Annotated in this window: 13 protein-coding genes; 4 read left to right on the forward strand and 9 right to left on the reverse strand. The window is 64.5% G+C overall.

The window, feature by feature from the left end:
* Position 1 precedes the first annotated feature (1 nt).
* The 3 genes from trpC to glp are packed head-to-tail and all read left to right on the forward strand — an operon-like array spanning position 2 to position 2,533.
* Positions 2–814 carry an indole-3-glycerol phosphate synthase TrpC gene (gene trpC, locus RCCGE510_RS08650; protein ID WP_007629116.1) on the forward strand — a complete coding sequence of 271 codons (813 nt, stop codon included), beginning with the start codon at positions 2–4 and terminating at the stop codon, positions 812–814.
* Position 815: 1 nt separating this feature from the next.
* Positions 816–1,313, forward strand: coding sequence for a cyclic pyranopterin monophosphate synthase MoaC (gene moaC / locus RCCGE510_RS08655; protein ID WP_007629118.1), 498 nt, complete (start codon positions 816–818; stop codon positions 1,311–1,313).
* A complete protein-coding gene (gene glp, locus RCCGE510_RS08660) occupies positions 1,310–2,533 on the forward strand; it encodes a gephyrin-like molybdotransferase Glp (RefSeq protein ID WP_007629119.1) in 1,224 nt (407 codons plus the stop codon). Before moaC ends, glp begins: the two co-directional genes overlap by 4 nt.
* Positions 2,534–2,543: 10 nt before the next feature.
* On the opposite strand, the gene RCCGE510_RS08665 is transcribed toward glp, so the two are convergent.
* The 5 genes from RCCGE510_RS08665 to RCCGE510_RS08685 all read right to left on the reverse strand — a co-directional run bounded on the left by RCCGE510_RS08665 (position 2,544) and on the right by RCCGE510_RS08685 (position 9,108).
* Entirely contained in the window at positions 2,544–3,209 is a 666-nt protein-coding gene (locus tag RCCGE510_RS08665) for a 50S ribosomal protein L11 methyltransferase (RefSeq protein WP_007629120.1), read from the reverse strand.
* 146 nt (positions 3,210–3,355) lie between these two features.
* The gene (locus tag RCCGE510_RS08670; RefSeq protein WP_007629121.1) at positions 3,356–5,356 is read right to left on the reverse strand and encodes a DEAD/DEAH box helicase; all 2,001 of its coding nucleotides are present in this window, start codon (positions 5,354–5,356) and stop codon (positions 3,356–3,358) included.
* Positions 5,357–5,455: 99 nt separating this feature from the next.
* On the reverse strand, positions 5,456–7,312 hold the full coding sequence (locus tag RCCGE510_RS08675) for an adenylate/guanylate cyclase domain-containing protein (RefSeq protein ID WP_007629122.1): 1,857 nt from the start codon (positions 7,310–7,312) through the stop codon (positions 5,456–5,458).
* A gap of 5 nt (positions 7,313–7,317) precedes the next feature.
* Positions 7,318–7,836 carry a FecR domain-containing protein gene (locus tag RCCGE510_RS08680; RefSeq protein ID WP_037078250.1) on the reverse strand — a complete coding sequence of 173 codons (519 nt, stop codon included), beginning with the start codon at positions 7,834–7,836 and terminating at the stop codon, positions 7,318–7,320.
* 135 nt (positions 7,837–7,971) lie between these two features.
* Positions 7,972–9,108, reverse strand: coding sequence for a citrate synthase (locus RCCGE510_RS08685; protein ID WP_007629124.1), 1,137 nt, complete (start codon positions 9,106–9,108; stop codon positions 7,972–7,974).
* An 84-nt stretch (positions 9,109–9,192) separates the two neighbouring features.
* On the opposite strand from RCCGE510_RS08685, the gene RCCGE510_RS08690 reads away from it, so the two are divergent.
* Entirely contained in the window at positions 9,193–10,281 is a 1,089-nt protein-coding gene (locus tag RCCGE510_RS08690) for a citrate synthase/methylcitrate synthase (protein ID WP_007629125.1), read from the forward strand.
* Positions 10,282–10,336: 55 nt separating this feature from the next.
* Here RCCGE510_RS08690 and RCCGE510_RS08695 read toward each other — a convergent pair whose 3' ends face one another.
* From RCCGE510_RS08695 to RCCGE510_RS08710, 4 genes are all read right to left on the reverse strand, one after another.
* Positions 10,337–11,965 carry a CTP synthase gene (locus tag RCCGE510_RS08695; RefSeq protein ID WP_007629126.1) on the reverse strand — a complete coding sequence of 543 codons (1,629 nt, stop codon included), beginning with the start codon at positions 11,963–11,965 and terminating at the stop codon, positions 10,337–10,339.
* Between the two features lie 144 nt (positions 11,966–12,109).
* Entirely contained in the window at positions 12,110–12,622 is a 513-nt protein-coding gene (gene secG / locus RCCGE510_RS08700) for a preprotein translocase subunit SecG (protein ID WP_007629127.1), read from the reverse strand.
* Positions 12,623–12,741: 119 nt separating this feature from the next.
* Complete coding sequence (gene tpiA / locus RCCGE510_RS08705; protein WP_007629128.1) at positions 12,742–13,512, reverse strand: triose-phosphate isomerase; 771 nt, start codon at positions 13,510–13,512, stop codon at positions 12,742–12,744.
* A 136-nt stretch (positions 13,513–13,648) separates the two neighbouring features.
* Positions 13,649–14,548, reverse strand: a complete 900-nt coding sequence (locus RCCGE510_RS08710) for an alpha/beta hydrolase (RefSeq protein ID WP_007629129.1) — start codon at positions 14,546–14,548, stop codon at positions 13,649–13,651.
* Positions 14,549–14,589 lie beyond the last annotated feature (41 nt).

Below are 14,589 nucleotides of genomic sequence, written 5' to 3' on the forward strand. Positions count from 1 at the left end.
GATGACCGATATCCTGAAGAAGATCGAACATTATAAACGCGAGGAGATCGCCGCCGCCAAGGCTGCGGTGTCGCTTGCCGATCTGAAGGCAATGCAGGCCGGCCAGTCCGCCCCGCGTGGCTTCCATCGCGCGCTGACTGCCAAGCGTGACGCCGGCAATTTCGGTCTGATCGCCGAGATCAAAAAGGCGAGCCCGTCGAAGGGGCTGATCCGTCCGGACTTCGATCCGCCGGCGCTGGCAAAGGCCTATGAAGCCGGTGGCGCGGCCTGCCTTTCCGTGCTGACCGATAGGCCGAGCTTTCAGGGTGCGCCGGAATTCCTGACGGCCGCGCGGGCCGCCTGCGCTCTGCCGGCCCTGCGCAAGGATTTCATGTTCGAGACCTATCAGGTGCATGAGGCGCGCGCCTGGGGGGCCGATTGCATCCTGTTGATCATGGCCTCGCTTACAGATGACGAGGCCGAGCGTCTGCAGGACGAAGCTTCCTCGCTCGGCATGGACGTGCTTGTCGAGGTCCACGACGCCGAGGAGATGGAGCGGGCGCTAAAACTGTCCTCGCCGCTTATCGGCATCAACAACCGCAATCTGCGGACCTTCGAGGTCAGCCTGACGGTCAGCGAGACGCTTGCTTCAATGGTTCCGGCAGACAGGCTGCTCATCGGCGAAAGCGGCATCTTCACCCATGCCGATTGCAAGCGCTTGCAGGCCGTCGATATCAACACCTTCCTGGTCGGCGAAAGCCTGATGCGAAAAGACGACGTGACGGCCGCCACCCACGCGCTGCTCTTTGGCGAAGCCGCCATCGCGGCCGAATGAGATGAGCGGCGAAAAGCCCGGCCTCACGCATATCGATGCCTCCGGCGAGGCGCATATGGTCGACGTCTCCGACAAAGCCGAGACGGTGCGCATCGCCACCGCCGAGGGCCATGTGAAGATGGCGCCGGAAACGCTTGCGCTCATTCGGCAGGGCAATGCCAAGAAGGGCGATGTGATCGGCACGGCGCGCCTTGCCGGCATCATGGCCGCAAAACGCACCGCCGATCTCATCCCGCTCTGCCATCCGCTGATGCTGACCAAGGTCACGGTCGAGATCGAGGAAGACGCCGCCCTGCCCGGTCTGCGCGTCACGGCAACCGCCAAGTTGACCGGCAAGACCGGGGTCGAGATGGAGGCGTTGACCGCCGTCTCGGTCGCCTGTCTTACGATCTACGACATGGCCAAGGCCGCCGACAAGGCAATGGAGATCGGCGGCGTCAGGCTGCTGGAAAAATCCGGCGGCAAGTCGGGCAATTTCCGCCATCCGGAGGCGAGATGAACCTCCTCCCGGTCAATGAGGCGCAGAACCGTCTTCTGTCCAGCGCCAAACCCATCGAAACCTCTGAAACGCTTGACCTTGCCAAGGCCGAGGGCCGCGTCCTTGCCGGCGATCTGACGGCAAGGCTGACGCAGCCGCCCTTCGATTCGTCCGCCATGGATGGCTACGCCCTACGCCGCGAGGACGCCCACGAGCCCGGAGCCGTGCTGAAGCTGATCGGCACCGCTGCCGCCGGCCACGCCTTCGACGGCGAGGTCGGCAAAGGCGAGACCGTCCGCATCTTCACCGGCGCGCCCGTTCCAGCAGGCGCCGACAGCGTCCTGCTGCAGGAGGATGCGGAGAAAATCGAAGGCGGCATCCGAACCAATTTTCCTGTGCGACAGGGCCAGCATGTGCGTCCCCGCGGCCAGGATTTTGCCGAAGGCGAAGCCGTGCTGTCGGCCGGTACGGTGCTTGATTTTTCCCGGTTGACGGTCGCTGCCGGCATGAACCGGCCCGATGTCGAGGTCCTCAAACGCCCGCTGGTCGCCATCCTCGCAACCGGCGACGAACTGCTGCCGCCCGGCAGCACGCCCGGCCCTTCGCAGATCATCGCCTCCAATACGTTTGGTATTGCAGCCCTTGCCCGCAAGGCCGGCGCCGAGGTGCTCGATCTCGGCATCGTGCCGGACGATAAGGCTAAAATCACGGCGGCGATCGACACGGCGCGGGACGCCAAGGCCGATGTCATCGTCACGCTCGGCGGCGCTTCGGTCGGCGACCACGATCTGGTGCAGGCGACGCTGATCGAGTCCGGCATGCAGCTCGATTTCTGGCGCATCGCCATGCGTCCCGGCAAACCGCTGATGGTCGGCAGCTTCGGCGAGACCCATGTGCTCGGCTTGCCCGGCAATCCGGTCTCGAGCCTCGTCTGCTCGCTGCTCTTCCTGGAGCCGCTGATCCGCAAGCTCGCCTCCCTGCCGCCGGTGCGGCGCGAGGCAATGATGGAGGCAGCCGTCCCGTTGCGCGCCAATGACCACCGCCAGGACTATATCCGGGCGAAACTTGCGAAATCGGCTGCCGGGAACTGGCTCGCCGAACCCTCCGGCAAACAGGATTCGTCGATGATGAAGGTGTTTGCCCAAGCCGATTGCCTCATCATCCGCCCACCGCATGCGCCGGAGCTACCGGCCGGAGCGCCCTGCCCGGTCATGCTGTTGCGGCCGGATCTTCTGGCATAGTCGAAGCCCTTCAGCCGGCTCCGGCAAGCGAAAAGATCCCCGCCTGTACCGCCTTGCCCCCGGTACCTCCGCCGAAATCTGCAACAGGATGGGTCGCGATTCGCTTAAGTTGTCTTTGCGGTAGGTGAGCGCGCTCGGGATCGCCGATCAGCACCTCAATACCGCCCGCCTGGCAGCGCTGCAGGAAACTCATCACCCGCACGGCAAGCGCGGGATCGTAGAAGAGGTCGCCGACCACGATGAGATCTGTGTTCGGCGGTGGCGCTTCGATGATATCGGCGGCGACGGCTACGATCTTCACGCCGTTGAGTGCCGCGTTGAGACCGATTGCGGCAATGGCATTGGCATCGACATCAACCGCCGTGACCGTAGCAGCTCCGGCCTTCACCGCCGCGATGGCGACGAGCCCGGAGCCGGCGCCGAGATCAAGGACGCGGCGGCCGGCGACTGTTTCAGGCCGGTCAAGAAGATGGCGGGCAAGAACGGCACCGCCAGCCCAAGGATAGGCCCAGTAGGGCGGAGGATCGGTTTCTCCTCGGCCGGCAAGCCGCCAGAGCCCGCTTGCAGGGCCTGCCGTATGGAGCAGGATTTCAGGAACGGCCGGAACGGGTGAGATCGGCAGATTGGCCTGGATGAAGGCGGCCGGATCGGGATGCGGCATGCCGGAGCGTTTCATCGTCGTCCTGCTCCCGGCCGCTATAAAACTAAAGTTTCAATAGTTCTTCATGGCGAGATGGGGCATGCCGCCGTCGAGAAATTCCGCTTGTCGGCCAATCGTCAGATAAAGCCCTCCGCCTGGACCGGCGAAGGGCTGCGGCTAAATCAGCCGGGCTTTTTCTTCGAAAACTTGTTCTTCGGCCCGGCGCCGCCCTTGCCCTCGTATTTCGGGCGTTCAGATTTGGCGCCTTCGGATTTCCCGCCTTCGAATTTCGGCTTGTCGTACTTAGGCTTGTCGAACTTCGGCTTATCGGATCTCGGACCGTCGAAGCCGGGCTTGCCCGGTTTCTTGCTCCAGGGCTTGGTGTCCTGTCTTTGCTGGCCGCTATTGTCGGCGGCAGCATATCCGGCGCCCGGAGCCTTAGCGAATTTGTTGTTCGGGCGTTCCTCGCGGAACGTGTCACCCGGCCGCTCGTCACGCGACGACTTGCCGGCATAGGGCTTCGGCGACGGCGCCCGGCTGAAATCCGGCGTGCCGGAAAGCTTGGTCACACGGATGCCGCGCTCGAGCGCCTTGTTCGGTCCGATCGCTGCCAGGAAGCTTTCGGCACTGGCTGCTGCGATCTCCACAAAGGTTTCCTCAGACTGCATCTTGATCGCACCGATCTCGCGCTTCGTCACATTGCCGTTGCGGCAGAGCATCGGAATCAGCCAGCGCGGCTCGGCATTCTGCTTGCGGCCGACCGAAACGGAGAACCAGACGCTGTCGCCGAAATCCTCGCGCGGTCCCCTCTGTGCCGGCTCGAACGGCTCGGCATTGTCGCGGCGCTTGCGGCTGCCCCCGTCCTGCACGGTAACCTCGAGGAGGTCTTCCGGCGCCGAATGATTGGTGCGGTAGAGGCGCAGGAAGGCGGCAGCGAGCTTTTCAGCGCCGTGGCTGGCGAGCAGCTGCTGTACCAGCCCCTGTTCATCTTCCTGCGGCGCCTCGCTGAAGATCGGATCGGCGAGCAGCCGCTGGTCGTCGCGCTCGCTGACCTCCTCGGCCGACGGCGGGCGCGCCCAGGCGGCCGAAATACCGGCATTCTCGAGCAGGCGCTCCGCCTTGCGTCGTGCATTCAGCGGCACGATCATCGCGCTGATGCCCTTGCGTCCGGCCCGGCCGGTGCGGCCGCTGCGGTGCAGTAGCGTATCCGGATTGGTCGGCAGATCGGCATGGATGACAAGGTCGAGGCCGGGCAGATCGATGCCGCGCGCGGCGACGTCGGTCGCGATGCAGACGCGGGCGCGCCCGTCGCGCATCGCCTGCAGCGCATGGGTGCGTTCGTTCTGCGTCAGCTCACCGGACAGCGCCACCACAGCGAAATTGCGGTTGTTGAAGCGCGCGGTCAGATGATTGACGGCGGCGCGCGTCGAGCAGAAGACGATGGCGTTGGTCGCCTCGTAATAACGCAGCACGTTGATGATCGCATTCTCGCGGTCGCTCGGGGCCACCATCAGCGCCCGATATTCGATGTCGATATGCTGCTTTTCCTCGGCTGCGGTGCTGATGCGTACGGCATTGCGCTGGTAGCTCTTGGCAAGCTTGGCGATCGCCGCCGGCACCGTTGCCGAAAACATCAGCGTCCGGCGTTCATCCGGCGCCGCATCGAGAATGAATTCCAGGTCCTCGCGGAAGCCGAGATCGAGCATCTCGTCGGCCTCGTCGAGGACGGCGGCCTTCAGTTCCGACATATCGAGCGCCCTGCGGCGAATATGGTCGCAGAGCCGGCCCGGCGTGCCGACGACGATATGGGCGCCGCGTTCGAGCGACCGGCGCTCACTGCGGATATCCATGCCGCCGACGCAACTGACGATCACCGCGCCGGTCATCTCAAACAGCCATTCGAGCTCGCGCTTCACCTGCAGGGCAAGCTCACGCGTCGGGGCGATGACGAGGGCGAGCGGCGCGCCGGCATTGCCGAAGCGCTCACTGCCCTCAAGCAGGGTCGGCGCCAGCGCCAGCCCGAAGGCGACGGTCTTGCCAGAACCGGTCTGGGCCGAGACCAGCGCGTCGGAAACGGCAAGCGCCGGATCGAGCATCGCCTTCTGCACCGGGGTGAGTTCGGCGTAACCGCGCTTCTGCAACGCCTTGGCGATCGCCGGAACGACGCCGTTGAATTCTGTCATGAGTTCGATCTTTCGGAGCTGTCAGGCGCGTTACTGCGCCATGGCCGGATCCAGCCGGCGGGGTATTTGCGCCGTTCCTAGCCGCTCCCGCGGCGATTGTCAAAGTGTGCGGCTGCGCCACAGCCAGGTGTCGATATGGCTTGCCCGGCCGCGCAGCGCCGTTTCCAACGGACCCTCCATCCGACCGGCCTGCAGCAGCACGCTGTCGGGGCCGGCGGCGCGGACGATTTCGGCGCTAAGCGCCAGCTCGACGCCGTGGCGGGCGGCGACCTCCATCAAGCGACTGCCGACATTGATGGTGTCGCCTGCCGCGGTGATCTGCTGCCGGTCGCCGGTCCCAAGGCGCGAGGCGACGATCGGGCCGCAATGAGCGCCGACCTTGAAGCCGATCTTCTTCTCAGCAAAGCCCGCATGCGCTTGAAGCCAGGCCCGGGTGCGCTCGCACAGGCTGACGGCGCAGGCGGCGGCCCGGGCGGCATCGTCATCGGCAGGCTCCGGCAGGCCGAACAGGATCATCGCCCCGTCGCCCATGAAGCTGGTGATGGCGCCACCATGGGCCCGCGCCTCTTCGTCGATCACTTCGAAGAATCCGCTCAGTACCTCGCTGACCTTGACCGGCCCGAGGTTTTCGCTGAGACCGGTGAAACCCGAGAGATCGATAAAGATCACGGCAGCGTTCTGGCGCACCGGTGCGGCGAGGAAATTTGGATCGCGCGCCAGCCACTCGCCGAGGCCGGGTGCCTCGATGCGCTGCAGCAACGCGCTCTGCTCGGCAAAATGGCGGGCTCGACCGCGGTCGAGCCACAGTTCGGCCGCTCCGAAGATCAGCGCCGGCGGCAGCGCTGCGGCGATCGGCAGCGCCGCGCTCAACCAGTAGCCGTGCGCAAAGGCCGACAGATTGAGCATCGCCCAGACGATCAGCGCCAGAACGATGATGAGATAGCCTGCGGCACTTCGCCGCCAGGCGACCAGCGAAACCAGCAGAAGCGGCAGCCCGATGGCGATGCCGGCATCGATCAGGCGTATCCTGTGGTCGCGCACCATGCCGTCACCGGTAACGAGATGGGTGATCGCCGTCGACATCACCTCGACGCCGGGCATGACTGGATCGAACGGCGTCGGGAAGACGTCGCCGCCGCCGGTGACCGTCGAGCCGATGACGACGATGCGGCCGGCAACCGCATCCGCCGACAGCTTGCCGTCCAGCGCATCGGCAGCGCTGAAGGTGGCGATGCTGCCGCGCCCGCCATAGAAAGTCACCGGCAGCCGCTGGCCGATATCGGTGGGAACACGCAGTTTTCCGAGCATAATGGCATCGGGTTCGATGCTGGGATCGACGCCGAGGGCCACCGATGCGGCACGCAGTGGGAAGGCCGGATCCAGCCGATCCGCGGCGCGTGAGATCAGCGGAATGTAGCGCGGCGTGCCGGTCTGATCGGTTGCGACATTGACGATGCCGACGGCGGCTGCCTCGGCAAAGCGGGGAAGCGGCAACAGAAGCTGACCTGCCTCGGGGATGGCGGCAAGCGGATCGTTGGTCGCATTGGTGACCTGCTGGCTGCTCCTGGGAAAAGTGGCCGCGGCCGCAATCACGCTCGGCCCTTGGGCAAGGGCACTAGCCAGCGCCGCATCGCCCTCCTCCGGCCCGGGATCGACCAGCAGAATGTCGAGCGCCAGGGCCTTCGGTTTCAAGGCGGTGATCGCGCCGACAAGGCGCGCAAGCGTCGCCCGGTCGAGCGGATAACCGTGGGTGGCGGCAGTGCGGTCGTCGATGGCGACGATCGAGACGACGGGCGGCGGTGTCTTCGCGCCGACGATGACGCTGCGGATATCGGCAAGCGTGGCTTCCACCCGGTCCAGAAGGCCGCTTCCGCCATTGAGATTGGCATAGCCGAGCGCCGCCCCCCAAAGACCGGCGAGCACCAGCGCGACCACAGTCTGCAGGCGATGGTTCATAGGATTTATTGGCCGAGGCGGGCAAGAAGGGCGGCGGCGCGCGGCGCTGGCCAGCGACGCACGACGAGCGGTTCCGTTCCGCCCGTGACGTCGACGCCCTCGCCCGGCGACAGCACCACTTGCTCGCCGGCCGGCCGGCGGACCGCGACACTGCCTCTGACCACCAGCACCGAGGTCTTGCCGCTTGCGACGTCGACGGCCCATTGGGTGCCGCGCACGGCAGCGATCGCCTGCGGTGTCACCACTTGAAAACCGCCCGTATGCTGGCTGCTGTCGACATCGACAAGGATGGCCTTGCGCCTCAGCGACGCCGAATCGGGGCTGCCGTCACGGTTGCGGTCGGCAAGCCGGAAGGAAGCGCCGGCCTCCGCCGTGATCTTCACCCCGCCGGGACACGTAAAAACCTGGCGGGCGCTGGCGTCGCGCGCGATCGTGCAGCCGGCAGACTGCGCAAAAGCTGCCTCATGTGGAATGAGGCCGACAGCGAGTGCGGCGGCAAACATGCTGCGAAGTGTCTTATTCATGGAAAGCCCCCATGACCGTGCGGACAGCTTTTGCGAAAGCGCCCGCCAACCGTCTTCTTCCATGGCAGGCATGATAGCCGAATTCGGATATTTCCCTAGGCAAAAAAACACACCGCCACAATCGCAAGCCGATTCTTAGCGGCTGGTGCCGGTTTCGGGCGCTGGTCCGGCATAACGCGCCCGCGGCCGGATCAATTCGCCGCTGTCGATCTGCTCCATGGCGTGCGCAAGCCAACCGGCGGAGCGCGCGAGCGAAAAAATGATGATCGGCGCCTCCTTTGGAAGATCGAAAGCGGCCGCCATAGCGGCAAGCGCGAAATCGACATTGACCTTCTCGCCGACCATCTCCTCGCCGGTTTCCCGCACTTCGGCAAACTGCTGTGACAGCGGAAAATGCGAAAGCAGCGCCAGCGCCCTGATATCGCCATCGGGATAAAGCGGATGGCCGAAGGCCGACAGGCGATGGCCCTGGGCAAGCGTGCGGCGGATCGCCGGCTCGGCCCCAAGGGCGGCCGCGGCCTCGATCAAGGCGTCGACGCCCTGCCAGGCGGCGCCATGCAACGGCCCTGTCAGCGTCGCCAGACCGGAAAGTACGGCGGCCGAAAGAGCCGCGCCCGCCGATACCGTGACCCGCGCCGCGAAGGTCGAGGCGTTGAGTTCGTGATCGGCAAGCAGCACCAGCGCCCGGCGCAGGCAATCGGCAGCATCCGGCCGCTGCCAGCTTTCCGCAAGCCGCAGATGCAGCGGCCGATCCGATCGCCCCGGCGCCAGCGCACCGGCGAAGGTCGAGAGGACTGCTTGCGCCTCGCGGCGAAGCGCTGCCGGCGATCGGCCGAGCGACGGCAGATCCGATGTTACCCGCCCTGCCAGTGCCAGGAACGCAGCCTGAAGCGACGGAGCGTCATAGCCGGCGCCGGAGAACACCGCTTCCGCACCGTTCCAAAGCAGTGCCGCCGTCTGCTCCAGCGTCGCTGCCTCGGCTAAATCGGCCGCATCTCGTCCGCGATAGAAAAGCCGTCCATCAATGATGGTGGAGATTGCCGAAGAGAGAACCGGATCGCCCCATCGGATTGCCTCGGCGGCAACGGTTTCGGTCTTGCGGCGGCCGGCATGGCGCGCGGCAAGCCGCTGCACGTCGGTCGCTTGGTAGAGGCTGCGGCGTGGGTCGGCGGGATCGGCCTTGGCACGGATGCGACCGCGGCTGACATTGGCGTAGAGCGTCTGCGGCTTGGTCTTCAGCGCCCGCAACGCCTCCTCGGCGGTCAGCCACATCGGAGCCTCATATTGATCATTTACGTCAAGATTGACGTCAATGAGAGTAGGTCGGATCATTCAAGCCGTAAAGGAGAAAACGATATGAAAAACGGCTTGGAAGATGTCATTGCCGCCGAAACGCAGCTTTCGGATGTCGATGGCGAAGCGGGACGACTGATCATCCGCGGCGTATCGCTGGATCATCTGGTCGCAGACGGGACCTATGAAGGCGTCGCCGCATTATTGCTCAACGGATTGATGGAACGAAGCTTTGACGAAACCGAATTGCGCGGCTTGCTGGCGAAAGCGCGAACTGAAGTGTTCGATCATATCAAGGCGACTGATGCCGCCCTGCTCGCCCTGCCCCCGGTCGATGCGATGCGAGCGCTGCTCGCGCGGCTGCCTGACGGCGAGGATTTCGATACCGCGCTCAGCCTTCTGGCCGCGCCCGCAGTCTTCCTGCCGGCGGTCCTGCGCCTGCAGCGCGGCGAAAAACCGATCGCGCCCGACGCCTCCCTGCCGCAGGCCGCCGATATCCTGCGCATGCTGACCGATAAACTGCCCACCAGGGAGCAGACGGCGGCACTCGACACCTACCTCCTGACGATATCGGACCATGGCCTCAATGCCTCGACCTTCGCCTCGCGGGTCATCGCCTCGACTCAAGCCGGGCTCACCTCTTCGGTGCTGGCAGCACTGAGCGCGCTGAAGGGACCGCTGCATGGCGGCGCGCCCGGTCCGGTGCTCGACATGCTGGACGCGATCGGAACGGCCGAGAATGCCGGGCCATGGCTCAGCGAAGCACTTGATCGCGGCGAACGGCTGATGGGCTTCGGCCACCGCATCTACCGCGTCCGCGATCCGCGCGCCGATGCGCTGAAGGGCGCCCTGAAGCCGCTGATATCAATCGGACAGGTCGACAGCGCCCGCGGCGCGTTGGCGGAGGCCGTGGAAGCTGCTGCTTTGGCAATCCTGAAGCTGCGTAAGCCGAACCGGCCGCTCGACGTCAATGTCGAATTTTATACCGCGCTGCTGCTGGAAACGCTCGGCTTCCCGCGGCAGGCTTTCACCGGCGTCTTCGCGATCGGCCGCACGGTCGGATGGCTGGCGCATGCCCGCGAACAGGCGCTCGACGGCCGGCTGATTCGCCCACGCTCAGTTTATATTGGCCCGCTGCCGGCCGCTGCTTGAAAACAAATTCGATCCAGATCGCGCTTGAAATCGCGCGATCTGGTGCCTGCATTCGTTAGACGAGACGGCTCTGTTCCGTCGCCGCTTCGATGAAGCTGGCAAACAGCGGATGCGGGTCGAGCGGCCGGCTCTTCAGTTCCGGGTGATACTGCACACCGATGAACCAGGGATGATCGGCATATTCGATCGTCTCCGGCAGCACACCATCCGGCGACATGCCGGAGAACACGAGGCCGCAGCTCTCGAGCCGGTCCTTGTAGTCGACATTAACCTCGTAGCGGTGGCGATGACGCTCGGAAATATCGGTCGAACCGTAGATATCCGCGATCTTCGTGCCCTTCTTAAGCGCCGCCTTGTAGGCGCCAAGGCGCATCGTGCCGCCGAGATCGCCGGCCGCCGTGCGCTTCTGCAACTCGTTGCCCTTGACCCATTCGGTCATCAGGCCGACCACAGGCTCCTTGGACGGACCGAATTCGGTCGAGGACGCGCCGGACACGTCGGCGAGATTGCGCGCCGCCTCGATGACGGCCATCTGCATGCCGAAGCAGATGCCGAAATACGGCACCTTGCGCTCGCGGGCGAAGCGGGCGGCGTGGATCTTGCCTTCCGAACCGCGCTCGCCGAAGCCGCCCGGCACGAGGATGCCATGCACCTTTTCGAGATAGGGCGCCGGATCTTCCTTTTCGAAGACCTCGGATTCGATCCATTCGAGCTTGACCTTGACGCGATTGGCGATGCCGCCGTGATGCAGCGCCTCGATCAGCGATTTATAGGCATCCTTGAGGCCGGTATATTTGCCGACGATCGCGATCGTCACCTCGCCCTCCGGCGTGCGGATGCGGTTGCAGACCTCTTCCCAGGGGTCGAGACGCGGCTTCGGCGCCGGCTCAATGCCGAAGGCAGCCAGCACTTCGTCGTCCAGGCCTTCCTTGTGGTAGGCGATCGGCACATCGTAGATGTTGGCGACGTCGAGCGCCTGAATGACGGCGGACGGGCGCACGTTGCAGAACAGCGACAGCTTGCGGCGCTCGGCTTCCGGAATTTCGCGGTCGGCGCGCACCAGCAGGATATCCGGATGAATGCCGAGCGCCTGTAGTTCCTTGACCGAATGCTGGGTCGGCTTGGTCTTGAGTTCGCCGGCCGCCGGAATGTAGGGCATCAGCGTCAGGTGGACGTAGACGGCGGTGCCGCGCGGCAGGTCGTTGCCGAGCTGGCGGATCGCCTCCATGAACGGCATCGCCTCGATATCGCCGACCGTGCCGCCGATCTCGCAGATGACGAAGTCGTAGTCGTCATTGCCCTCGATGACGAAATCCTTGATCTCGTTGGTGACGTGCGGGATGACCTGCACCGTCGCGCCGAGATAGTCGCCGCGCCGTTCCTTGTCGATGATGTTCTTGTAGATGCGGCCGGTGGTGATGTTGTCGGTCTTGGTCGCCGAACGCCCCGTGAAGCGTTCATAGTGGCCGAGATCGAGATCGGTTTCCGCGCCGTCGTCGGTGACGAAGACCTCGCCGTGCTGGGTCGGGCTCATGGTGCCCGGGTCCACGTTCAGATAGGGGTCGAGCTTGCGAAGCCGGACCCGATATCCACGGGCCTGCAGCAACGCTCCGAGAGCCGCGGCCGCAATTCCTTTTCCGAGAGAAGAAACCACGCCGCCAGTGATGAATACGTATCGCGCCATGGGATTCACCGGATACCTTTTCAAAAACGATTCCACCAGCCCCAAAAATTCTTTTCCGGAATTTTCGGAGCGTGGCGAAGGAATCTGAACAAAAGAAAACCGGCAGACCCAAGGGCCTGCCGGCGGTTTATGTCGAAGACCGGTTTACTGTCCCGTCGGGACGCCGGCGGGTTGAGCCGGTGCGGCCGGAGCCGCGGGCGTTGCCGGAGCAGTCGTCGCCGGAGCGCTTGCGGCCGGAGCCGTCGTCGAAGGTGCGGTAGCCGCCGGAGCTGTCGTTGCCGGAGCCTGCGGTGCGGGTGTAGCCGCGCCGCTGCTCGGAACGCCATTGCCGGCCGGCTGACCTGCCGGCGCCTGCGCACCGCCGCCGAGCGAATCGAGAATGCCGTTGCCCTGCCCGCCCGTTGCCGGAATGCGGTCGAGAATGTCGCTCGGACGGCCTTGGTAACGCGTCAGTATGCCGAGGCCGAGCGAGGTCAGGAAGAACAGCGTCGCCAGGATTGCGGTGGTGCGCGTCAGCGCATTGGCGGTGCCGCGGGCCGACATGAAGCCCGAACCGCCGCCGATGCCGAGGCCGCCGCCTTCCGAGCGCTGAATGAGCACGACGCCGACAAGGGCGAGCACGATCATGAGATGAATGACAATCAATACGGTCTGCATGGGTCCAGTCCTGCCCGCCTGGAGACGGACAAAGTTAAGAATTCTGGCGGCTCTTTACATGAGGCTTTCGTCTATTCCAAGCCCTTCGGCTCGGAATAAACTTGGGAATTCACAATGCCTCAGGCGAGCAGCGCCTCATAAGCCCGGTAGATGGCGAGGAAGTCGGCGGCTTTCAAGCTCGCTCCGCCGATCAGCGCGCCATCGACATTGGCGATGCCCATCAGTTCTCCGGCATTGGCCGGCTTGACCGAGCCGCCGTAGAGAAGACGCATCTTGCGGCCCTCGTTGCCGAAGCGGGCCACGAGTTCGGCGCGCATGAAGGCATGCGCCTTTTCGACATCGCCTGATGTCGGCGTCACACCGGTGCCGATCGCCCAGATCGGCTCGTAGGCGATGACCGTGCTCTCGGCGGTGGCGCCGTCCGGAACCGAGGCGGAAAGTTGACGCTTGATAACGTCGAGCGCCTGGCCTGTCCGGCGTTCATCCGCTGTCTCGCCGATGCAGATGATCGCCGTCAGCCCGGCGGCGAAGGCAGCCTCCGCCTTGGCGCGGACCAGATGATCCGTCTCGGCATGGTCGGTGCGCCGCTCGGAGTGGCCGACGATGACATAAGTGCCGAAACAATCGGCAATCATCTCGGCCGAGATATCGCCGGTATGCGCGCCCGACGGGTTCTGATGGCAGTCCTGGGCGCCGATCGCCAGCGGGCTGTCGGTGCAGAGCGCCGTCGCCACGTAAAGCAGCGTCGTCGGCGGGCAGATCAGCGCTTCGACCTTGTCGGCGAGCGGCGAGGAAACACCCTCAGCGATCGTCTTGATCTGATCCAGGGAGGCACGCATGCCATTCATTTTCCAGTTTCCCGCCACGAGCGGGCGCACGTCAGGTGTCATGCCAGCCTTCCAAATTCTGCATATGCCTTGGGCAATATCAAAAGCGCGCGGCAAAGAAAAGCATCATGCCCTTGACCTAAGGGGAATCTCGGCGATCCCGCCTATATTTTTGCCGAAAAGCGCCAGTCAGCCCACCTCAGCCGGCGAGAATCCAGTTCAACACCCGGCGCCAGTCGATCATCCGGATCGGCGTGCCGTGATTTCCGGTCTCAAACAGCGTGAAGCGCGTCGGATATTTTGCCTTGTGCAGACTTTCGAACAGCGCCTGCTGGTCGCTGGCGGCATAGACGGGGTCGCGGCTGCCATGGGCGAACCAGAGCGGCAGCTTCGCCTTGTAGAAGGCGCTCCTGGTGAAATCGGGATCGGCGACGCCGCTCATAACAAGCATGCCTTTCAGCCGCTTGACGCTGTCACTGTTACGCGCAATGCCCCAGCAGACCTGGCTGCCCATCGAGGCGCAAGAAAGGATCACCGGCCGGCCGGGCGATTGGGCGCTGGCATAGCGGATGAGACCAGCGATTGCCGCAACGCCGTTGCTGTCGAAACCCCTGACCGTCGGTGAATAATAAACGCCGCCATTGCCGGCGACGAGGTTCTTCAGCCGGTTGAAATTGCCGCCGAAGCTGTAGTCGTTGGCGCCGAGCCGGCGGTCGCCGTCGCGGCCATGGATGAAAATCACCGTGAAGCCAGCATTCGCGGCCGGTCCCACCCTGGTGACATCGAGCTTGACACCATCAAGAGACAGGGTCTCGTCGACCTGGGCCTTGCGGATGCCGAGCGCCACATATTTCTGCTGCACTCGCTTTTGCGGGATCTGGTCGCGGCCGTTGATATCGCGCATCTCATCATAATCGATGATCTCGAGGGCACCGTCATCGCCTGTCTCCAGCACGGCCTGCTTCGAAAACAGATCGTCTTTGAACGGCGGCAGCGCATCGGCCGCCCGCGCCGGCCCGACAGCAGACAGAATGGCCGCGGACAAGAAAAACGCCGCAATTGCGGTGATGATGGTGCAATGACTTGTGGACATTCGCATTCGGATGGTTCCTGAGGCCTGCCGCCGCTTGCCATTCTGCG

The organism is Rhizobium sp. CCGE 510, from assembly GCF_000292525.1.
Classification (GTDB): Bacteria; Pseudomonadota; Alphaproteobacteria; order Rhizobiales; family Rhizobiaceae; genus Rhizobium.